We start from the raw sequence: 21,301 nt of genomic DNA, 5'->3' as shown, positions 1-21,301 counted from the left end.
ACTCATTATTCCTCCCTCACTGTAATGGCTTGCTGCTAAGCTGATAATCGACGATCGCTTGGAGCAGCCCGTCCAGCGTTGAATCTTCCGGCTCAATCGCAACCTTCAAGCCTGCTTCAACAGCCGTCTGTGTTGTAATGGGCCCAATACTCGCAACCGAAATGTCCGCCAGCAATTCCGCGGGATTCGATATCCCTTTGCGTTTCAATACCTCCAGCAGATTTGTCACCGTTGAAGAGCTCGTGAACGTGATCATGTGAATCTCTTTCTCGCGTATCCAATCGAGTGCCAGCTCATCCTGTTGATCTGCCAGCACCGTTTCATATACGTCTATTTCCGTAGGAATAAGCCCTTTAGCCTTCAGCTCTCGCGGCAATACTTCACGCGCTAGATCGCCTCGCGGCAGCAGCACTCGTTCACCGGCCTTCAGCCGTGGACCAAGCTGTTCAAGCAGCCCTTCCGCGTGGAATTTCACAGGCAGTTCTTCGGCCATTAAGCCCCGCTGCGCAAGTGCTTCTGCCGTCTTCGGACCAACCGCTGCAATTTTGGCGCCAAAAAACCTTCTAATGTCAATTTGAAATTTACGGAGCCATCCGAAGAAAAACTCAACGCCGTTTACACTCGTAAACATGAGCCATTGATATTGCTCTGCTTGCTCCAGCTGCTCACGCAGTAATTCAATAACAGCCGGATCAGAAGGCTCGATCGTTTCAATAACGGGAAATTCGCAGGGCTCTCCACCGAGCGTTTCAATCTGATCCGCTAGCTCGCTCGCCTGCGCTCTAGCGCGCGTAACCAGTATCCGCAAGCCGAAGAGCGGCTTTTTCTCATACCATTGCAGCTTCTCACGCTGCAAGACAACCTCGCCGACGACGATGACGGCAGGCGGCTGGAAGTTAGCCTCTCTGACGATCGCCTCAATTGTTTCAAGCGTGCCGACAATGGTACGCTGCTCGACTCTTGTTCCCCAGCGGATGAGCGCAACCGGCGTTTGTGGCGGTTTGCCGTGCTTGATAAGCTGCTCGGCTATGTATCCTATTTTGGAAACACCCATCAGGAAAATAAGGGTTCCCGTTGCATTCGTAACTTTATCCCAGTGAATGGAGCGGTCCAGCTTATCCGGGCTCTCATGGCCTGTTATGATGGATAAGGATGAAGCGAGGTCACGATGCGTGACCGGAATACCCGCATATGCGGGGACGGCGATCGCCGAAGTGATGCCGGGAATAATTTCGAACTCAATCCCGTTATCATAGAGCAGCTCCGCCTCTTCGCCAACCCGTCCAAAAATTGTAGGATCTCCGCCTTTCAGACGGGTAACCGTCTTGCCTTGCAGCGCCAGATCCACGAGGAGCTGGTTAATCTCCTCCTGCTTCATCGTATGGCGGTCTGGCAGCTTGCCGACGTAAATTTGCTCCGTTCCCGGCTTCACATGCCTCAGCAGCCTAGGGCTTGCTAAACGGTCATATACGACAACGTCGCAAGCCTCTAAACATTGCAGTCCGCGCACAGTAATCAGCTTCGGATCTCCTGGTCCGGCGCCAACCAAATAAACCTTCCCCTTATCCAAGCTAATCATCCCCCAATTTCAGCTAAAATGCGGTCTGCACCACGTGCAATGAGCGCAGCTGCAACATCCCGTCCAAGCTGCTCAGGGTCCGCACCCTGCTTTATTTCCTTCAAAATTGTCGAGCCGTCCGGCGATCCTACCATGCCCGTCATCACCAGCTGGCGTTTCCCGTCAGGACCTTCATCTTCTTCGCCGAGCACGCAATATGCGCCAATAGGTACTTGGCAGCCGCCGTTCAAAGTGCCCAAAAAGCTGCGCTCAGCGCGTACAGTCAGTTCGGTCTCATTGTCATTGATTAGTGCCAGCAATTCCCGAATCTGCCCGTCGTTCTCGCGGCATTCAATGCCGAGTGCGCCTTGGCCTACAGCAGGCAGACATACATCTACAGGTATATTGGAGGAAATACGGTCCTGCCAGCCCATGCGCGTAAGCCCTGCAGCAGCAAGCACAACCGCATCAAAGCCTTCGGTTTCCAACTTACGAATACGGGAATCGATGTTGCCCCGAATGGATTCCAGTTGAAGATCCGGTCTCGCGTTTTTGAGCTGGCTCGAACGACGCAGGCTGCTCGTTCCAACGCGCGCGCCAAGCGGCAAGTCATCCATGCTGCTTCCCTGGCGCATAACCAGGCAATCTCTTGGATCGACACGCTTTGGAATCGCGCCATTCATTAACCCTTCCGGCAGCTCGTAAGGCATGTCCTTCATGCTGTGAACAGCCAAATCGATTACCCCGTCAACGAGCGCTTGCTCGATCTCCTTCACGAATAGTCCTTTGCCGCCAACCTTGGACAGTGTGACATCGAGTATACGGTCACCCTTTGTCACTATTTTTTTCACCTCGAAGGAATAATCGAAGCCATGCTTTTCGCTGATTCGTTTCAGCTCATCGATGACTTGTCCCGTTTGTGTCAAAGCGAGTGCACTTTGCCTTGTTCCTACGACGATCACTCTCTGCCCCTGATTTGTTGTTGCCATTATGTAAGCCCCCTGTCTATCCGATGAAGCAGGCTTTGCAGCCACTCATCTATGTCAATGTTGTTCCGCTTCTGCTGCAAGGCCTCTTCGGCCGCAAGCTGCAGCACGGTCTGCCTGTCCTGCTCATCAAGTATTCTGCTTCGCGCGCGCTCACGCAAGCGGCGAAGCCGCGCAGTTATTTCTTCATATTCCGCTCCGTATTGCTCTGCCAGCTCCAGCTTAATTCGCTGCGACAAAGCGGGACTTGCGCCAGAAGCGGTAACAGCAAGCAATAAATCTCCCCGCCTGACGATGGAGGGAGAAATGAATGAGCTGTTGCTCGATTCATCCGCCGCATTTACCAAAATGCCAAGCCGTTCCCCGTCAGCCGCTATCGCCGCATTTACCCGGTTATCATTTGTTGCTGCAAAAACCAGCCATGCCCCGAGCAGGTCATCTTCCCTGTACTCGCGCTGCCAGCTGCGGATCTTCCCTTCAGCGGCTAAGCTCTCAATTGCCTTAGTGAACGACGGGCTGACCACCCATACATCATCGGCCCCTGCTTCCAAAAGTCCGATCAGCTTCCGCTGAGCGATGCCGCCGCCGCCAAAGACAACGCACCGTTTGCCTTTCAGCTGTAAGACGACCGGATAAAATCCATTCATTGGGGCAGTACCTCCCAGTTACCTCGTTCGATTCGTTAATGAAATGAGGAAAAATAATTGGAAAATAAATTTAAGAGCAGCAAGCTGAACGAAAAAATATACAACCGCGCCAATTGAAAGCCGGGCCGTTTCAGCCTTGCTCTTTGATACACGTATATAATATACATAATCAAAGTTCCAAAGGATGACAGCACCTTCCAATCAAGCAGAAGCGCGGCTCGCCCTTCGACGAGCAATGAGGTTACCGCTATTGCGAGCGACATCGCCAGCAGCGGGACGCCGATAATGACCGCCCGGTCCCCATAGCGTTCAATGACATCCAAACTCGGCAGCCTTCGCACGAAGTTAGTCCACCGCTTTCGTTTTAACTGATTATGCAAAAACATATACATGCCAGCGAATAAGGCTCCAAGCGTCAGAGCCGCGTATGCGCAGAGAACGAGGCTGATATGAATGTACAATAGATCTCTCGTCGTTTCCCAAACCGCAAGCGATTCACCGTCACCGGGGTTGCTGTAGAGGTTGAGCGCTAACACCGCAAAGCTGATTACATTTACAAAGAACACGACGAAATCAATTTTTATAAACCGGCTAATCACCAACGATATGGTGACTAGAAGCCAGGAAAAGCCTAACCAGTACTCAAACGCCGTTACAGCGGTCATTTGCAGATGGGATACGATGCGGGAAACCAAATAACCAGTCTGTAAAACCCAAACAAAAATAAGCAGCCCTGTACCCATCCGTTTTGCTCTCCGACTTGCGTTCATGAAGTCGGAGAAATAAAACAGCAGGCTCAGGGCGTAAATATAAAGTATCGCATCATATAAAAAGTTTTGCGTCACCATAGCTCCTCCACATTGCGGCCCTCTATCTTGTAATAGGTGCTAATACCGCCGCGGCTGCATGGGGTTGAACGTTTTTCTTTTTTGCTGCAGCGACAGTATCTGTTGCCGTTTCAAGCTCCGCTTGACGCGTCTTAGCAAGCTCATTCTCCAGCGCAAACAGCTTGACGAACATATCCATCGCTTCGTCTGATCGCTTCTCGCCGGCCATTTCTTTGATGCGTATAATCGGATCCTGCATCATTTGATTAACAATGCTCTTCGTAAGCTTACGGATGACCTTAAGCTCATGCTCGTCAAGGTCAGGCAGCTTATTGGTCAAGCTGTTCATCGTTTCCTCATGAATGCTCGCTGCTTTCGTTTGCAGCGCTCTAATAAGAGGAACCACGCCAAGCGTTTTATACCATTGCTCGAACAGATCTATTTCCTCGCTGATCATGGCTTCGATTTTGGCAGCCTCCTGACGGCGATGCTCAAGGTTACTCTCCACAATGCCTTCCAGATCATCAATATCATACAAGAACACGTTCTCGACTGCGGCAATCGATGGATCCAAATCACGCGGAACCGCAATATCGATCATGAAAAGCGGCTTCGCTTTGCGCCGCTGCATCGCAGCCGCAACCTGCTGGCGTGTCAGCACGTATCCATCCGAGCCTGTAGAGCTAATAATAATGTCCGCTTCGTGCAGCTTCTCGGCCGCTTCCTCCATGGACCAAGCATAGCCGTTAAACTTGTCTGCCAGCTTAGCCGCCCGCTCGAAAGTCCGGTTTACGACAACAACGCGGTCAGCGCCGTTCGCATACAAGTGTTTAGCCGTAAGCTCGCTCGTTTCACCAGCGCCGATGACCATCACCGTTTTTTTGTTGAATTGACCAAAAATCCGTTTCCCCAGCTCAACCGCAGCGTAGCTGACAGAAACCGCCGATTCGCCAATTGTCGTCTCGGAATGAGCACGCTTGGCCATTGTGACGGCTTGCTTAAACAGCATGTTAAATACGGTACCCGTAGTCTTCTGTTGCTGTGCGAGCAGAAAGGCGTTTTTCACTTGGCCCAATATTTGCGTTTCGCCAATGACCATCGAATCAAGCCCGCTCGTGACCCGGAATAAATGATCGATTGCCTTCTCATCCTCATACATATATAAATGGTTCGTGAATTGCTCTCTAGGCAACTTAAACCACTTCTCCATAAAGCTCCGAATGTAATGCCCGCATAGATGGTGCCTGTCTACAACTGCATATAGCTCCGTACGATTACAGGTCGCTACTATGACACATTCCATTATGCTTTGTGTCTGAATGAGCTGCAGTACTGCCTCCGGTAAATCCCGTTCCGCGAACGCAAACTGTTCTCTTACTTCTACGGGAGCCGTTCGATAATTCAGTCCTACTGCGATAATGTGCATGCGCGGTCACCTGCCTCCTTCTCTAGTGCGTATCTGCCATTGATGTTACCGATAATTATAGCATATTTAGACTTTCAGATAATGTTCATTTATGAATAATATTTGAAATGTACAGACTCATTATTCCCTTTTCATACAAAGAAATAACCATGGATACAATCCATGGTTATTCCGCTATGGCCGATAAATTTTAAAGCTCTTAAACGAGCTCTGTTTGCTTCATTTTTGGCTCTTCTACTTGCAGTTCACCCATACCGCGTACAAGCTTCTTCGCATATGCCGCTTTTGGCTTCAGTACAGCGAGCATGTAGTCGATCGCAAGCTGAGGATCTACAGTTTCACCGCAGGTGTAACAGTCCAGTGCGGCAAATCCTCTCTCAGGATACGTATGAATCGAGAGGTGACTCTCCGACAGCAGCACGAGCACAGTTGCGCCTTGAGGATCGAATTGTTTCGCTTGAACCGACAAAACAGTAGCACCACATGCTTCAGCAGCCTCTACCATGTGTGATTGCAAAAATTCAGCGCTGTTCAGTAGATCAAAGTCTACACCCCAAGTATCAACAGCAACGTGTCTTCCGAAAGTTGAGTATTCCATCTTCCGGTTCCCCCTTCCTAGGAATAAAATGTTTGAAAAATTTCATCCGCTAGGACCTACGTCATTCACTTCCCGAGGGATTAATCTCTCGCAACATAACTATGTCCTGAGTGAATCCTGGTTCCTATTATTATCATCAACAATCTTTTCAACGAGAATAAAAATAACATCTATCCGTGATAATTGCAACAGTTTTTTTTCAGAGGATGGAAATGGCATTTCGTCACCAGCTCCGTTTTCAATGTATGACGTGACAGCTTATCCCGCAATGGGCTGGACGGTCATCCCGCCATATTATTTTTAGCATCCTCCGGGCTGTATACAGATATATGATCTACCTTGCCCGTAGATTGTGACACCGCAAATTTAAGCTGATATTGGTCGTTAACCTGATACGTATAAATATCGTCCGATCCGCTAACCGTTTTTTCGTCCGCTTTGCCGAGCGCCGCTTCAATATCCTTTGGAGCAATCGTTTGAAGCACGCTGTCATAGGATCTTACATCAAAGACAAGCATACCTTTATTGTATCCGAATGTAATGCCTTTGTCCTCGTAAACGGCATACTGCCCTTTACCTGCTGAATCGTCGCTGTCTGGTTTGCCCCATTTCTGTTCAATATCATCAAATAGCGCCGTATGCGCGGCATAGCTGCAATTCGGAACTTTCCCCTCTTTGGCCAGCTCAACGAGCGATCCGATCGTCACTGCAGCCCCAGAGCTGCTGTTTGACGGCTCTGGAGCATCGTTACCATTCGCGGCATTTCCAGGCTGCGCAGAAGGCTCTGTACCCGGTGCTACGCTTGGCTCTAAGCTCGGCTGCACGCTGGGCGCTTCTGTTGTGGGCGGCGGCGTTTGATCCGCACTTGTATCATTATTGCTGCAAGCAGTCAAAGATATGGCAATTGCAAAGGATATGCTTATAGCGAACTGTTTAAACCGTTTCGTCTGATTCATCCCCATCCATCTCCTCATCCTAATTACTTATCAACCGCTAAATCGCGTTCCCCTGTTACTAACTGTAAATGACCGAAATATGTTTCACTATTCACAAAAAAATATTAGAAATAAAAAAAGAAGCCGCAGCAGCGGCTCCTCTATGATTCTTTCCTCTTTACACTAGCCATTAAGCTTCTAGAACAAAGAGCTTATGCGTCAAATCTGATAAGCGCTCATCGATTTTGGCAATCTCTACGGCGTCCTTCGTTTGGTTGCGAAGATCAAGCAGCTCATTGACTGCACTGGACACCAAGCCAATCTCACGCTCGATCAGACGACTGCGGAATACACGTTCCAATTGACCTAGCGTATCCTTAAACTCGAACACGACACGCTCGCCTGTATTGGAGCTTTCGACAATTTGGTGAACGGAACCATTCTTATAATGATAGATCATCGTATAATGACTATAGATTCGGTTGACGATCGCGTTGCCTCGGAAAGCAGATACTGCTTTTCGCATGGCATTGGTCAGCCTTGGCTGCACAAGACGGCAAGATAGTACGCATACATAATAGTCTTGTTGACGTTCAAAGGTCAGTCGGACTTCTTCCCTCCCTGCCACATCTTCGAGAACGAGCTCCTGATTTCCATTATCGAGCACTAGCACCTGAAGGCGGATTTGTTGCTCTTCGAATAAACGGATAAACTCAGCCATCTCTTCATTCGTCAATTGCAGTTTGGCATTTACATACTCTGTGGCTAGCCGCTTAGCCATAAAAATCTCCTCAATTCTTTGAACTTGCACGCTTTGGTCTTGTTGCTTACATATATTATACGTGATCCGAGCATTTTATTCCTGCCGTCCATCCCCGATATTTACGCATATTCCACAAAATAACGGTAGAATTCACGAGGAATGCCGACTTTTTCACTGAATACTCTGCTTTATATAAGAACTTGCTGCACTTGCTACCTCATGTAGCAATCGCTTCCGTTATGACATCCCAAAGCTGCTCCCGTCCCAGCCCCGATTCCGAGGAAAATAATACGACGGAATCGCGCGGGTCCGCTTCAAGCGTTTTTTTAATCATTTTGATATGCTTGTCCCACTTCGATCTCGGAATTTTATCCGCCTTCGTTACGACGATGCAGGTTGGAATTTCGTAATGCTTCAGCCATTTATACATTTGTTGATCCTGCTGCGACGGCTCGTGGCGAATATCGATGACAAGCAGTTGAAGCTTAAGCGGCTCCCGGTCTCGAATGTAACGTTCAATCATTTCGCCAAATTGCTCGCGCTGCGTTTTTGAAACCTTTGCATAGCCATAGCCCGGAAAATCAACCAAATAAATCAGGTCGTTAACCCGATAATAGTTGAGCTGCTGCGTCTTGCCTGGCTGCGAGCTCGTTCTAGCTAAGTTTTTGCGTAAAATCAGTTTATTAATCAATGAAGATTTTCCGACATTCGAACGCCCTGCCAGAGCTATCTCTGGCAAGGCGTCCTCTGGGTATTGATGTGGTTTTACTGCGCTGATGACGAACTGTGCTTGTGTAATTTTCATAAAATCGGTGTACCTGCCTTCTCCTCCGTTTGAACCGGAAGCAACGCATGCTGCAGCACTTCATCCATATGACTGACAGGAAAAAATTGCATATCATGGCGTACGCTATCGGGAATATCCCTTAGATCCCGTTCATTTTCTTTCGGCAACAGCACCTTGCGGATGCCTGCGCGATGCGCGGCAAGCGACTTTTCCTTCAAACCGCCAATCGGAAGCACGCGGCCTCTGAGCGTTATTTCGCCTGTCATCGCCACTTCCTTATTTACATAGCGATTAGTAAGAGCCGAAATAAGGGCTGTTGCAATGGTAATGCCTGCCGATGGACCATCCTTAGGAATGGCTCCCTCCGGAATATGAATATGAATATCGTTTTTCTCATGGAAGCCCGGATCAATGCCCAGCTCGATCGCTTTTGAGCGTGTAAAGCTGAAGGCCGCTTGAGCAGATTCCTTCATGACATCACCCAGTTTACCAGTTAACGTCAGCTTTCCGCTACCCGGCATTACCGTTACCTCGATAACAAGCGTATCTCCGCCCACCTCTGTCCACGCAAGTCCGGTAACCGCACCTATCTGATTCTCGCTCTCCGCGAGGCCATAGCGGAACTTAGCAGGTCCCAGCCATTCTTTGAGAAGCTCACTCGTAACCTCAAGCGGCTCATTCGATTCCGTCTGCTCCCTGGAAACAAAATGCTTCGCCGCCTTCCGGCAGACTGCTGCGATTTGCTGCTCCAAATTACGAACGCCGGACTCACGCGTATACTCCCTAACGAGCTGCAGCAGCACTTCTTCCGATACGATGAGCTGCTCCTCTGTTAATCCGTGCTCCTTCTTCTGCTTCGGCAGCAGGTAACGCATACCGATCTGCAGCTTCTCGAGCTCGGTATAGCCTGGAATATACAAGACCTCCATCCGATCCAGCAGCGGACGCGGAATGTTGTGCATCGCATTAGCCGTCGTCACGAACATTACGTTGGACAGATTGAACGGCACCTCGACAAAATGGTCGCTGAACGTGTTGTTTTGTTCCGGATCGAGCACCTCTAGAAGCGCCGAAGCGGGGTCTCCACGGAAGTCCATGGCCATTTTATCGATTTCATCGAGCAGAAACACAGGATTTAACGACCCTGCCGTCTTCATGCCTTGAATGATTCTGCCCGGCATAGCGCCCACGTAAGTACGGCGGTGACCGCGAATCTCCGCTTCGTCACGCACGCCTCCGAGTGAGATACGAACAAACTTACGGCCAAGCGACTTGGCGATTGAACGGGCTAGCGACGTTTTGCCGACGCCTGGAGGCCCTACCAAGCAAAGAATCGGACCTTTCAGTTGTTTGACGAGCTGCTGCACCGCCAAGTATTCAAGCACCCGCTCCTTCGGCTTCTCAAGGCCGTAGTGGTCATCATTAAGTATCGCTTCTGCCTTGCTCAAGTTCAAGTCGTCATCCGTCGTCTTATTCCATGGCAAGGACAGCAGCCAATCGATATAATTGCGAATAACGCCGCCTTCCGCCGAGGTAGACGGCATTTTCTCAAGACGGTCGATTTCCTTCTCGATCTTCTCCTTCACCAGCTCCGGCACACCCGATTCAGCCAGCTGTGACCGCAGTTCATCGACTTCGCCGGCACGTCCTTCCTTCTCGCCGAGCTCCTTCTGAATCGCCTTCATCTGCTCGCGCAAATAATATTCCTTTTGCGTCTTCTCCATTTGTTTCTTGACGCGTTGGTTTATTTTGCGCTCGAGCTCAAGCACCTCGCGCTCATTGTTCAAAATATCGAGCAGCTTCTCCAATCGCGCTCCGACATCGACGGTTTCAAGAATATCCTGCTTATCCTTGATTTTAAGTGATAAATGGCTTGTAATAACATCCGCAAGCCGCCCCGGATCATCGATATCAGATACAGCCGCATACGTTTCCGGCGTTACCTTCTTCGACAAGGAAATATAATGCTCGAATTGATTTAAGACGGACCGCATAAGGGCATCCACTTCAGGATCATCCGTTTCCTGCTCCGGCAATTCTTTAGCCATTACCTCGTAAAACTCGTCATTCGGCAAATAGTCCAAAATCTCCGCGCGCGAGACCCCCTCCACTAACACGCGAATTGTACCGTTAGGCAGCTTCAGCATTTGCCTTACCTTTGCGATGGTGCCGACTTTATATATGTCTTCCTCCGTCGGCTCCTCAATGTTCACTTCAGACTGTGAACAAAGCAATATCATATGATCTTCGACCATCGAGCGCTCTAACGCTCGTACCGATTTGTCCCTACCCACATCAAGGTGAAGCACCATGCTGGGATAAACGAGTAGCCCTCTCAGCGGAAGCAAGGGCAGCCGACGACCTTTCGATTTACTAGGTCCCACTCCAGCACCTCCAAATATTAACGTCCACCCTAGTTTATCATTCTACGGAATCAGCCTGCAAATATGGAACGGCAGATGCGATAAAAAGATCTGTTCCGAGCGGTGCTTCCACCCGAACAGGAGACACCTCAGCACCCGGAAACACATATTTGAACACTTCCTCCACTTTTTCAACCGGAATGACCTTTAGGCCTTCCAATTCCGCGAAAACAGCCTGCCAGTTCTCCCTCGGGATAATGACCGTCTTCGCACCGGCTTGGAATGCCGCCTCAACCTTAGCTAATACGCCGCCAACGGGCTTAACGTTTCCATGAATGCCAACCTCGCCGGTCATCGCCAGCTTGTTATCGATCGGAATACCTTTAATCGCTGATGTAATAGCCGTAGCCATTGCAATACCGGCAGACGGACCATCGATTGGCGTGCCCCCGGGAAAATTGATATGCAAATCGAAGTCCTGCGGGTTGAGCCCAATGCGTCTTAATACGGTTAGCACATTTTCCACTGAACCTTTTGCCATGCTTTTCCTTCTGAGCGTACGTGAGCCGCCTCCCAGCTCTTCCTCGTCAACGACACCGGTAATGGTGAACTGCCCCTTCCCGGCAGCAGCGGGGATTGCGCTCACTTCAATTTCAAGCAGCGTCCCCATATTCGGTCCGTACACGGCAAGTCCGTTCACGAAGCCGATTTGCGGCGCTTCCGGCACCTTGCGGTCGGGACGGGGCGGAATTTGGCTGCTGTTCACGACCCACTCCATATCGCCCGCAGAAATGCTGTCACGCTTCTCCGATAAAGCGACGCCAGCTGCAAGCTGAATGACATTTACCGCTTCACGTCCGTTTGTCGCATAACGCTTGACGACTTCAATCGCTTCTGGACAAGGCGCAAAGCCGATTTTCTTAACTGCATTTTCCGCAACCAATCCAATTTCCTCAGCAAGCAGCGGACGGAAGAATACCTCCATGCAGCGTGAACGGATGGCTGGCGGAATCTCCTGCGGCGAACGCGTTGTCGCTCCGACAAGACGGAAATCAGCAGGCAGGCCATTTTGGAAAATATCATGAATATACACCGGTATATTCGAATCCTCTGAATTGTAATAGGCGCTCTCCAGAAACACCTTACGGTCTTCCAGCACCTTTAATAATTTATTCATTTGAACCGGGTGCAATTCACCTATTTCATCAATAAACAAAATCCCGCCATGCGCCTTCGTAACGGCACCCGGCTTAGGCTGCGGAATGCCCGCTACGCCCATTGCTCCAGCTCCTTGATAAATCGGGTCATGCACCGAGCCGATGAGCGGATCGGCTATACCACGCTCGTCGAAACGCGCAGTTGTCGCATCGATCTCCGTAAATTTGGCTTCCGGCAAAAATGGCGAGGAAGGATTTTTCTTCGCTTCCTCCAGCACGACACGCGCAGCAGCCGTCTTCCCGACTCCCGGCGGACCATAGATGATGACATGCTGCGGGTTAGCGCTGCACAGCGCCGCCTTCAGGGCACGCAGTCCATCACGCTGCCCCACAATGTCCTGCAGCGCCTGCGGCCTGGTCTTCTCTGCAAGAGGCTTCGTGAGCGATACGCTCCTTTGCTTCCGCAGCTTGTCCATCTCCTTCCGTGATTCACGGTCAACGGCTGAGCGGTTCGTCTTCTGATTGCGCAGCAAGTTCCAGAAATACAAGCCAATAACGACAGCGAAAAAAACTTGAATCAACATCAATATAACACTTAAACTCATTAACAATCCGCTCCTCTCAAGCGAAAACGGCTGAAGCCGTCTTAGTAGTACAGGCTTATGTTCATATAAGCAACCTATCCGTAATAAGCATCCGTAATTGATAGTATTGCCCCTACAAAGTGGTAATAACCGTTAGTGCAGTTATTTTTCCCGAGCCTGGAAAGGAAGCGGGCGAACCGCGTTAAAAGAACAAAAAAAAGGCTTACTCACGTCTATACCTGACGCAAATAAACCTTTTATCCGGTTAGGCCGGTGTATGATGCTTGCGGCCTGGAATTTCACCGGTCGCTTCAAACACGCGTACGATTTCGTCGATTTCCTTCTTAAGTTCATTCAAAAGCTCTGCTTCCGGCACTTTACGAATCATTTCACCGTAACGGAACAGCATGCCTTCTCCTCTAGCGCCTGCGATACCGATATCCGCCTCGCGAGCCTCGCCGGGGCCGTTAACGGCACAGCCGAGCACGGAAACTTTAATCGGCACTTTAATTTTGGCAATATAATCCTCCACTTCATTGGCAATGGAGAACAGATCGATATCAAGGCGACCGCATGTCGGACATGAAACCAGCGTTGCCGCGTTCGTAATAAGTCCGAAAGTTTTCAGCAGCTCGCGGGCGACTTTAACTTCTTCAACAGGGTCAGCGCTAAGGCTAATCCGTACCGTATTGCCGATTCCAAGCGCCAGCAATGCGCCGATGCCTGCCGAGCTTTTTATGGTGCCGGTATGCAGCGTACCGGCTTCCGTAATGCCAAGATGCAAGGGATACTTGATTTTTTCTGCCGCCATACTGTATGCGGCAATCGCCATCGGCACATCGGACGCCTTCAGCGAAACAATAATGTCGTGGAAATCGAGCTCTTCCAAAATACCGATATGGAAAAGTGCGCTCTCGACCATTGCTTCCGGTGTCGGATAGCCATACTTCTCGAGCAGATGGTTTTCCAACGAGCCGGCATTAACGCCTATCCGAATCGGGATCCCCTTGTCCTTGCAGGCCTTTACGACCGCTTCCACCTTTTCGCGGCGGCCGATATTGCCCGGATTAATCCGAACCTTGTCCACACCGTTCTCGATAGCCAGAAGCGCCAGACGATAGTCAAAATGAATGTCCGCAACAAGCGGAATATGAATGCGCTTCTTAATCTCTTTAATCGCATCTGCGGCTTCCTTGTTATTAACCGTTACTCGGACAACCTGGCAGCCGGCTTCCTCTAGGCGCAATATTTCCGCGACAGTCGCTTCCACATCCGCAGTCTTCGTCGTGCACATACTTTGAATAATAACTTCGTTACTGCCGCCAATCGTAAGATCACCGACTTTAACCGCTGCCGTATCTTGACGTAAGTACATAAGCATATCTCTCCCATGAACGTCAAAGTCCACCCTTTGACTGGCGGCAAAAATAACCGCGCGGCTGGGTGGAAACAATGACGGTAGTCAAGCGTAAACGGCTGTAGCCGTCAAATGGCGGCAGAGCTCGTTTCGCGGTGAAAATATAAGCTGTGCTAAAAGCGTTAACTTATATTCTATTATCGTTGAACGCTGGTTTATGCGCTCTCTTCTTTCTTCTTACTCTTCTTAGCAGTAAGCTCAGGCATAATTTTTTCTTGAACCGTTTGTTCGGTTATTAAGCAAGTACTCAGGTCATCGCGTGACGGCACCTCGTACATCACTTCAAGCATGATGCTTTCGATGATCGCACGCAAGCCGCGGGCGCCTGTGTTCCGCTTAATTGCTTCCTTCGCAATAGCATCGAGTGCAGCCGGTTCGAAATCAAGCTTCACGTTGTCCATCTCAAGCAATTTTTGGTACTGCTTCACAAGGGCGTTCTTCGGTTCGGACAAAATCCGAACGAGTGCCGGCTCATCAAGCGGCTCAAGCGTTGAAATGATCGGCAGACGTCCAACAAACTCCGGAATAAGTCCGAATTTCAGCAGATCCTCAGGCAATACCATCGTTAGGTATTCGCCAGCTTTCAAGTCCTTCTGCAATTCGCCTGTGGAGCTGAAGCCGATAACCTTCTTACCGATACGACGCTTGATCAAAGACTCAAGCCCGTCGAACGCGCCGCCGCAAATGAACAAAATGTTCGTCGTATCAATTTGAATGAACTCTTGGTGCGGATGCTTACGTCCGCCTTGCGGCGGAACGGATGCAACGGTACCCTCTAATATTTTTAGAAGCGCTTGTTGAACGCCCTCGCCCGACACGTCGCGCGTAATTGAAGGGTTTTCCGATTTGCGGGCCACTTTATCGATCTCATCGATATAAATGATGCCGCGCTCCGCTTTTTCTACATCGTAATCGGCAGCCTGAATCAGCTTGAGCAAAATGTTCTCAACGTCCTCGCCGACATAGCCCGCTTCCGTAAGCGAGGTAGCATCAGCGATAGCAAATGGAACGTTCAAAATTTTCGCCATCGTTTGAGCAAGCAATGTTTTACCGGAGCCCGTAGGACCTAACAGCAAAATATTACTCTTCTGCAATTCGACGTCTTCAATTTTGCTTCCGGAATTAATCCGTTTGTAATGGTTATATACCGCTACAGACAACGATTTTTTTGCAAATTCTTGACCGATGACATACGAGTCCAAAATGGCGCGGATATCTTTCGGTTTTGGAATATCCTTAAGATCAAGCTCTTCCTCGTTGCCGAGTTCTTCCTCAACAATTTCGGTACACAATTCAATACACTCATCGCATATATAGACACCGGGACCGGCAACCAATTTACGTACTTGATCCTGCGATTTGCCGCAGAACGAACATTTCAATTGGCCTTTTTCGTCGTTGAATTTAAACATGTTATCACCCCTTCGATTAAATCGTCGATACCGGTGCAGTAATCACCTTGTCAATCAAACCGTAGGCAAGAGCCTCTTCCGCGCTCATGAAATTGTCACGGTCGGTATCGCGGTCGATTTTTTCATAGGGCTGTCCGGTGCGATCTACGTAAATTTGATTTAGCTTTTGTTTCGTTTTCAAAATCCAATCCGCATGAATTTTGATATCAGAAGCTTGACCGCTTATGCCGCCAAGTGGCTGGTGAATCATTACCTCAGCATTAGGAAGCGCAAAGCGCTTGCCTTTCGCACCCGCTGTTAGCAGAAGCGAGCCCATGCTTGCTGCCATGCCCATGCAAATCGTGGACACCTCAGGCTTAATATATTGCATCGTATCAAAAATACCCATTCCCGCAGTCACGGAGCCGCCGGGAGAGTTGATGTACAGATGAATGTCTTTCTCCGGATCGTCGGCCGCCAGAAACAGCAGCTGTGCAATGATGGAGTTTGCTACATCATCATCGATTGCGCTCCCAAGGAAAATAATACGGTCCTTCAGCAAACGGGAGTAAATATCGTAAGAACGTTCCCCGCGATTCGTTTGTTCGACTACGATCGGTACCAGATTCATGCGACCAACCTCTTTTCGTTTATGACTTTTGTTACTTACTTATTGTAACACGTCGTCGTAGTGATGTCATTTTTCCGATAATACAGTATACGACGACGGCCGTTCGATATGTACGGAGATTAGCCTCCATGGCAAGCACATTTTCATATGTAGGGTCAAAATAAGGCACGTACCAATGACGTGCCTTATCTTGAGACAAACGTTTTATTTAATTTTGCTTATGTGAGCGATTAAACCGTTTTGCTGTTTTCAAGCAAGAACTTGATTGTTTTGCGAAGCGCGATATCTTCTTGCAAGCTGTTTAGGTTGCCGTTTTTCGTGAAAATTTCACGAAGCTCCTCGGTAGGACGGTTGTACGCTTTGGACAGCTTCTCAAGCTCTTCGTTCAAATCCTCGTCATTTGCAACAATTCCTTCAGCTTTAGCGATTGCGTCAAGCACAAGGTTGTTGCGAACGCGTTTCTCAGCATCTCCGCGCATTTGATCGCGAAGTACGGATTCGTTTTGACCGGAGAATTGGAAGTACAGCTCCATGTTCATGCCTTGCATTTTAAGACGGTTTTCGAAATCCTTGATCATGTAGTCCGTTTCAGAAACGATCATCGGCTCAGGAATTTCAACTTCCGCTGCTGCAGTAGCTTTATCAACAACTGCTGTTTCGCGAGCTTGCTCAGCTTCTTGGTCTTTGCGCACTTTCAGTTTGCTTACGAGATCCTGCTTGTACTCTTCAAGCGTATCGAACTCGCTAACGTCTTTGGCAAACTCATCGTCAAGAGCTGGAAGCGTTTTGCGTTTGATTTCGTGCAGCTTCACTTTGAACACAGCAGGCTTGCCTGCAAGATGCTCTGCGTGGTAGCTTTCAGGGAACGTTACTTCAACGTCCTTGAAATCGCCGATTTGCATGCCGACAACTTGCGCCTCGAAGCCTGGGATGAAGGAATTCGAACCAAGCTCAAGCGAATAACGCTCGCTTGCTCCGCCTTCGAATTGTTCGCCGTCTACATAACCGTCGAAATCGATAACCGTGATGTCGCCGTTCTCTGCAGCGCCTTCTTCAATAACAGAAAGCTCAGCATGACGCTGCTGCAAACGCTCCAGCTCAGCTGCAACTTCCTCTTCCGTCACTTCGGATGCGACCGCTTCAACTTCCAAACCTTTGTAATCGCCAAGCGTTACTTCAGGCTTAACAATAACTTTTGCTTTGAATTTGAAAATTTCGCCTTTTGCGAACTGCTCAACATCAATCTCAGGACGGTCAACCGGCTCAAGATTATGTTCTTTCACTGCATCGGAATATGCATCCGGCAGCAGAATGTCAATTGCATCCTGGTACAGGCTCTCAATTCCAAAACGGGATTCGAAAATGCCGCGCGGCACTTTACCTTTACGGAATCCAGGTACGTTTACTTTTTGAACCACTTTCTTAAATGCCTGATCAAGAGCACCAGCGACTTTCTCCGCTTCTACCTCCACGTCGATTGACACGATGTTCTTGTCTATTTTTTCCCATGTTGCTTTCATTTTATGCCTTCCCCTCCGAAAAATGCTCATGCATCTCTAGTTATCACGTTTCATAAACCATTCTATTATAAACAAGCTGGGCCAGATTATCAAGACTCTGGTTCGTCTTCCCGTGATTGCTGCAGGACAGCAACCTGTCTTAATGCTTTGCACGCTTGTTCATAACGGAATCTTAGTCCTTCGGTAATGCCGTATGTATCACGAATATCGTCATCGTTCGCCGAGCCGTAAACGGTTAGGAGCAGCGTCAAATGCAGTGCAGCCGCAAAGTAATCAACCGTATCCTCGTCTTCCCTCAGCATCCAATGATAAGCTGCCGTACCATACAAAAACTGTAAACTTTCCTTCCATAACTCTCTGGCAAAATGCGGCAATGTTGGATCATCAACCTCAGCGACCTGCTCCGTCCGCTCTAAAATCCGATTAACCGGCGAAGGGAAATCATCCATTGAAAGAGGCGTAGCTTCCAGTATGAGCTCTACGGTCTCCCCCAATCTCTCCAGGGCTAGCGGTCCGGTGGCGCCTCGCTTGCGCAAGCATTGGAGCGCCTTAAATTGAACGACAGGATGTGCCTGGCTAGTTACCAGCCATTTCTTGATGGAATCATTCATATCAGGAGATTGGATATAAACAGCGCGTTCAAGGGCAAGTATTTGCTGATCGATCATCGGATGATTTTGCATGATGTAGAGCACTTGATTCACATAAGCCTCATCCTGGTCGGGAGGATTTAGAAGCTGCTCGCGCATTGTCGCCTCGTCGTCCTCCTTCTCTTGCTTGGCTAAAATAAATCCCGTACCGTCTTCACCATTTCCGTCTTCGGGAAAGGCCATGTCGAGCCATGTCAGAAGACTGTCCCACTCTTCATAATGGCGCGCATCCTCGCCCTGGCATTGCAGCAAAAAGCGCAGCAATTCCTTGGCCTCCCCGTATTGCTCCGCTTCTAGCATACGGGTTAACTGTACCTGATAATGGTCCAGCATGCTAGGGAACAAATAAACGTTATCCTTGTTGTCGCCTTGTGTGTCGTTGGGAGTTGTAATGATAACACCGCCTTATGGTCACGCCGTTTGATCATTCATTCAATCTTGCGTCCAATTATACCATGTACAAACAAAAGAAAAAACAAATGAAGTATGCCAACAACTCATAAACCGTATTTTAGATGAAATAAACTAATAAATTAAAAATGTGCTTGCAATAATACAATACCATGTGTTATATTATTTCTTGTGTCCCGGTAGCTCAGCTGGATAGAGCAACGCCCTTCTAAGGCGTCGGTCGGGAGTTCGAATCTCTTCCGGGACGCCATTTATTTTTCACAAACAAAGCTATTGTTAATACATAAACCTCCTTCAATCATTAAATTCGAAGGAGGTTTTTTTCGTCTAGTTAAGATCTGTCCGGGTGCTATATATAATATCACATTTATCTCCAAACCATCCGCTAAGCAAGAAAAGGCGGAACGCTCCCAGTGCTTCATCGGGGTTAGTTGAACGAAAACAGACTGTCCGGCAGTACTAGCTGAAATTAGGTTCATTTCGTCGGACTAATCCGCAGCAGGTTTGAGCAAAGCCCGATTTAAGTTTATATCATCGCATTAATTGCTTATTTTTGAGTGACGAAAGAAAAAATAATGGGTTTAGTTTCGCAAATCGAACTATTCGGTCATGCCAACTTTACATCGCTCAATTAAGTTCACGGAATGTAATTAAATCAAATGTGCCAGCTTGTTTGACGGCTATTTCACACTCTTCGGTCTTCCAGCTAATGATACAAGGCTCTATCTACGCCTTAAAAGGGCTGTCTCAGGTCAATGACCTTATGAGACAGCCCTTTTCGCCTTGCCGGCTTACCGGCTTACAATCGCTTCCATCGGAACGGGGATATGCCCGTAATTAGGCTTCGCGCCCCCTGCTGCCCCGCACCATTGCACAGCGTTGGCAATAACCCGCATCACATCCGCATTGTGATAAGTTGGATAGGTTTCATGGCCCGGCCGGAAATAGAACACCTTTCCTTGCCCTCTAAAGTAGGTGCAGCCGCTGCGGAACACTTCTCCGCCTTCAAACCAGCTGACGAATACGAGCTCATCGGGAGTAGGGATATCAAAATGCTCGCCGTACATCTCTTCCTGCTCAAGCTCGATGTATTCACCGATTCCGGCTGCGATCGGATGCGCCGGGTTCACGACCCAAAGCCGTTCCTTCTCGTCCGCCTCGCGCCATTTCAATGCGCAGCTGGTACCCATGAGCTTTTTAAATATTTTCGAATAATGACCGGAATGAAGAACGATAAGTCCCATGCCCTGCAGAACGCGTTCATGCACCTTCTCAACAATTCGGTCATCTACCTCGTCATGCGCCATATGCCCCCACCAGATCAATACATCCGTATTGTTCAATGTCTGCTCATCAAGCCCATGCTGCGGTTCATCCAGCGTCGCGCCTTTCGTATCGCAGCCGTAGTCCGCCAAGGAACGTGCGATAACTGCATGAATGCCTTCCGGATATATGGCCTTAGCTTTTTCATTCGTCCGTTCATGACGATATTCGTTCCATACGGTAACGCGAGTTTTCATCTATCTTTCTCCTCCTGCTGATGCGAGTTGATTGGACCGGAATTGCTCTAAGGATACTGTCCGTTTGTTTATTGCAGCCTGATAAATAGCTTCAAGCACTTCTTGATTAGCATAGCCGTCTTCAATCGTAGGAAGCTCCTCGCGTACATGGCCGCGCACCATATCGAAGAAATCCTGCATCTGGGTGAGCTCGTATCGGGACGGCACCCTCTGCACTTCTGTCACAACGGAGGCTTGATGCTCCTCATTGGGGTGTATCCATGTTAATTCATTCCCCCGCTCACAGCCTACCGATATCGTTCCCAACTCGCCGTAAATCGTCAATTCAAGCTGGTTTCCTGAACCGTATGCATTTCTTGACGTTTGGAACACCCCTGTTACCTGCGAATCAAGCGTCGCCAGAAAACCGGTGAAATCATCTACATCTACCGTACCCTCAGCACCTGCAGCAGGGTCGCGCCGGTTTGTAATAAATGTCTTCATATGTGCCGACACTTCATCAAATTCACCAATCATAAACCGGGCCGCATCGACCATATGGGAGCCGAGATCGGCGAGTGCGCCGGTTCCCGTAATTTCGCTGCGATAGCGCCAATTCATCGGCGTATCGTAAACCGGAACCCCCCATGACTGTAAATATTGGACGAAAACATGCCTGATCTGTCCCAGCTTTCCTTGCTTAATCAAATCACGTGCATAGCGGAAGGAAGGCACATAGCGATAGGAGAAGCCAACCATTGATGGAATGGGATTAGCAAGATATAGCTGATTCAGCTCGCAGGCTTCTTCGTATGTGCGGGTGAAAGGCTTCTCCGTCATAATGGCTTTGCCCTGCTGCAGACAGCATTTCACGATCCCGAAATGAACATCATTCGGCGTAATGGATAGTACGGCATCCACCTCTTCGCAAGCGATCAAATCCGAATATTGATTAAATCTGCGCTCAGCCGGGATGCCTAATTTGTCGCCGGCCCGGTTTACAGCCTCACTTACCGAATCACATAGAGCGGTAATGCGCACCCCTTCCAAGCGGGACATGTTTTCCATATGCGAATTTGCCATGCCGCCCATTCCGATAATGCCAACTCTTATTTCTTTCATATGATTTCTCTCCATTTCCGGTATAAGTG

At 49.0% G+C, this 21,301-nt stretch carries 18 protein-coding genes and 1 tRNA gene; 1 reads left to right on the top strand and 18 read right to left on the bottom strand.

The window, feature by feature from the left end; genetic code table 11:
- Positions 1-16 precede the first annotated feature (16 nt).
- From cobA to AC0YNZ_RS11590, 16 genes are all read right to left on the bottom strand, one after another.
- Positions 17-1,570, bottom strand: a complete 1,554-nt coding sequence (cobA, locus tag AC0YNZ_RS11665) for a uroporphyrinogen-III C-methyltransferase (protein ID WP_475826758.1) — start codon at positions 1,568-1,570, stop codon at positions 17-19.
- A 5-nt stretch (positions 1,571-1,575) separates the two neighbouring features.
- Positions 1,576-2,547, bottom strand: coding sequence for a hydroxymethylbilane synthase (gene hemC / locus AC0YNZ_RS11660; protein WP_475826757.1), 972 nt, complete (start codon positions 2,545-2,547; stop codon positions 1,576-1,578).
- Positions 2,547-3,191 carry a precorrin-2 dehydrogenase/sirohydrochlorin ferrochelatase family protein gene (locus AC0YNZ_RS11655; protein ID WP_475826756.1) on the bottom strand — a complete coding sequence of 215 codons (645 nt, stop codon included), beginning with the start codon at positions 3,189-3,191 and terminating at the stop codon, positions 2,547-2,549. The genes hemC and AC0YNZ_RS11655 overlap by 1 nt, the downstream gene beginning before the upstream one ends.
- A gap of 35 nt (positions 3,192-3,226) precedes the next feature.
- Positions 3,227-4,039 (bottom strand): cytochrome c biogenesis protein CcsA, encoded by an 813-nt coding sequence (gene ccsA / locus AC0YNZ_RS11650; RefSeq protein WP_475826755.1) that lies wholly within the window; start codon positions 4,037-4,039, stop codon positions 3,227-3,229.
- Positions 4,040-4,061: 22 nt separating this feature from the next.
- Entirely contained in the window at positions 4,062-5,444 is a 1,383-nt protein-coding gene (gene hemA, locus AC0YNZ_RS11645; RefSeq protein WP_475826754.1) for a glutamyl-tRNA reductase, read from the bottom strand.
- 199 nt (positions 5,445-5,643) lie between these two features.
- Entirely contained in the window at positions 5,644-6,042 is a 399-nt protein-coding gene (gene speD / locus AC0YNZ_RS11640) for an adenosylmethionine decarboxylase (protein ID WP_475826753.1), read from the bottom strand.
- 281 nt (positions 6,043-6,323) lie between these two features.
- Complete coding sequence (locus AC0YNZ_RS11635; protein ID WP_475826752.1) at positions 6,324-6,998, bottom strand: YjgB family protein; 675 nt, start codon at positions 6,996-6,998, stop codon at positions 6,324-6,326.
- Between the two features lie 169 nt (positions 6,999-7,167).
- Positions 7,168-7,758, bottom strand: a complete 591-nt coding sequence (locus AC0YNZ_RS11630; protein ID WP_475826751.1) for a non-ribosomal peptide synthetase module — start codon at positions 7,756-7,758, stop codon at positions 7,168-7,170.
- Between the two features lie 199 nt (positions 7,759-7,957).
- Positions 7,958-8,545 (bottom strand): ribosome biogenesis GTP-binding protein YihA/YsxC, encoded by a 588-nt coding sequence (gene yihA, locus AC0YNZ_RS11625; RefSeq protein WP_110772095.1) that lies wholly within the window; start codon positions 8,543-8,545, stop codon positions 7,958-7,960.
- Positions 8,542-10,911 carry an endopeptidase La gene (gene lon, locus AC0YNZ_RS11620; RefSeq protein ID WP_475826750.1) on the bottom strand — a complete coding sequence of 790 codons (2,370 nt, stop codon included), beginning with the start codon at positions 10,909-10,911 and terminating at the stop codon, positions 8,542-8,544. Before lon ends, yihA begins: the two co-directional genes overlap by 4 nt.
- Before the next feature lie 37 nt (positions 10,912-10,948).
- The gene (gene lonB, locus AC0YNZ_RS11615) at positions 10,949-12,652 is read right to left on the bottom strand and encodes an ATP-dependent protease LonB (protein ID WP_475826749.1); all 1,704 of its coding nucleotides are present in this window, start codon (positions 12,650-12,652) and stop codon (positions 10,949-10,951) included.
- A 244-nt stretch (positions 12,653-12,896) separates the two neighbouring features.
- Positions 12,897-14,006: a flavodoxin-dependent (E)-4-hydroxy-3-methylbut-2-enyl-diphosphate synthase gene (gene ispG, locus AC0YNZ_RS11610; RefSeq protein ID WP_475826748.1), complete on the bottom strand. Its 1,110-nt coding sequence runs from the start codon at positions 14,004-14,006 to the stop codon at positions 12,897-12,899.
- Positions 14,007-14,203: 197 nt separating this feature from the next.
- Complete coding sequence (gene clpX, locus AC0YNZ_RS11605) at positions 14,204-15,460, bottom strand: ATP-dependent protease ATP-binding subunit ClpX (RefSeq protein WP_076271649.1); 1,257 nt, start codon at positions 15,458-15,460, stop codon at positions 14,204-14,206.
- A 16-nt stretch (positions 15,461-15,476) separates the two neighbouring features.
- A complete protein-coding gene (gene clpP, locus AC0YNZ_RS11600; protein ID WP_056629141.1) occupies positions 15,477-16,070 on the bottom strand; it encodes an ATP-dependent Clp endopeptidase proteolytic subunit ClpP in 594 nt (197 codons plus the stop codon).
- Between the two features lie 230 nt (positions 16,071-16,300).
- Positions 16,301-17,590, bottom strand: coding sequence for a trigger factor (gene tig / locus AC0YNZ_RS11595; RefSeq protein WP_475826747.1), 1,290 nt, complete (start codon positions 17,588-17,590; stop codon positions 16,301-16,303).
- 89 nt (positions 17,591-17,679) lie between these two features.
- Positions 17,680-18,585: a hypothetical protein gene (locus tag AC0YNZ_RS11590; protein WP_475826746.1), complete on the bottom strand. Its 906-nt coding sequence runs from the start codon at positions 18,583-18,585 to the stop codon at positions 17,680-17,682.
- Between the two features lie 239 nt (positions 18,586-18,824).
- Between AC0YNZ_RS11590 and AC0YNZ_RS11585 the strand changes: the two genes are divergently transcribed.
- Positions 18,825-18,901 (top strand) — tRNA-Arg (locus AC0YNZ_RS11585).
- 541 nt (positions 18,902-19,442) lie between these two features.
- Here the strand turns inward: AC0YNZ_RS11585 and AC0YNZ_RS11580 are convergent.
- Complete coding sequence (locus AC0YNZ_RS11580; RefSeq protein ID WP_475826745.1) at positions 19,443-20,171, bottom strand: ThuA domain-containing protein; 729 nt, start codon at positions 20,169-20,171, stop codon at positions 19,443-19,445.
- Positions 20,172-21,272, bottom strand: coding sequence for a Gfo/Idh/MocA family protein (locus AC0YNZ_RS11575; RefSeq protein ID WP_475826744.1), 1,101 nt, complete (start codon positions 21,270-21,272; stop codon positions 20,172-20,174).
- Positions 21,273-21,301: the final 29 nt, after the last annotated feature.

Source organism: Paenibacillus sp. J2L1-98 (genome assembly GCF_056269405.1).
Note: the sequence above shows the minus strand (reverse complement) of the source record. Positions and strands in the feature narration are given on the sequence as shown.

What these genes read in the sequence shown, in the direction of transcription:
- hemC (WP_475826757.1), bottom strand. Translation starts at nt 2,547, where the DNA reads ATGGCAACAACAAATCAGGGGCAGAGAGTGATCGTCGTAGGAACAAGG.
- AC0YNZ_RS11655 (WP_475826756.1), bottom strand. Translation starts at nt 3,191, where the DNA reads ATGAATGGATTTTATCCGGTCGTCTTACAGCTGAAAGGCAAACGGTGC.
- ccsA (WP_475826755.1), bottom strand. Translation starts at nt 4,039, where the DNA reads ATGGTGACGCAAAACTTTTTATATGATGCGATACTTTATATTTACGCC.
- hemA (WP_475826754.1), bottom strand. Translation starts at nt 5,444, where the DNA reads ATGCACATTATCGCAGTAGGACTGAATTATCGAACGGCTCCCGTAGAA.
- speD (WP_475826753.1), bottom strand. Translation starts at nt 6,042, where the DNA reads ATGGAATACTCAACTTTCGGAAGACACGTTGCTGTTGATACTTGGGGT.
- AC0YNZ_RS11635 (WP_475826752.1), bottom strand. Translation starts at nt 6,998, where the DNA reads ATGAATCAGACGAAACGGTTTAAACAGTTCGCTATAAGCATATCCTTT.
- AC0YNZ_RS11630 (WP_475826751.1), bottom strand. Translation starts at nt 7,758, where the DNA reads ATGGCTAAGCGGCTAGCCACAGAGTATGTAAATGCCAAACTGCAATTG.
- yihA (WP_110772095.1), bottom strand. Translation starts at nt 8,545, where the DNA reads ATGAAAATTACACAAGCACAGTTCGTCATCAGCGCAGTAAAACCACAT.
- lonB (WP_475826749.1), bottom strand. Translation starts at nt 12,652, where the DNA reads ATGAGTTTAAGTGTTATATTGATGTTGATTCAAGTTTTTTTCGCTGTC.
- ispG (WP_475826748.1), bottom strand. Translation starts at nt 14,006, where the DNA reads ATGTACTTACGTCAAGATACGGCAGCGGTTAAAGTCGGTGATCTTACG.
- clpX (WP_076271649.1), bottom strand. Translation starts at nt 15,460, where the DNA reads ATGTTTAAATTCAACGACGAAAAAGGCCAATTGAAATGTTCGTTCTGC.
- clpP (WP_056629141.1), bottom strand. Translation starts at nt 16,070, where the DNA reads ATGAATCTGGTACCGATCGTAGTCGAACAAACGAATCGCGGGGAACGT.
- tig (WP_475826747.1), bottom strand. Translation starts at nt 17,590, where the DNA reads ATGAAAGCAACATGGGAAAAAATAGACAAGAACATCGTGTCAATCGAC.
- AC0YNZ_RS11580 (WP_475826745.1), bottom strand. Translation starts at nt 20,171, where the DNA reads ATGAAAACTCGCGTTACCGTATGGAACGAATATCGTCATGAACGGACG.
- AC0YNZ_RS11575 (WP_475826744.1), bottom strand. Translation starts at nt 21,272, where the DNA reads ATGAAAGAAATAAGAGTTGGCATTATCGGAATGGGCGGCATGGCAAAT.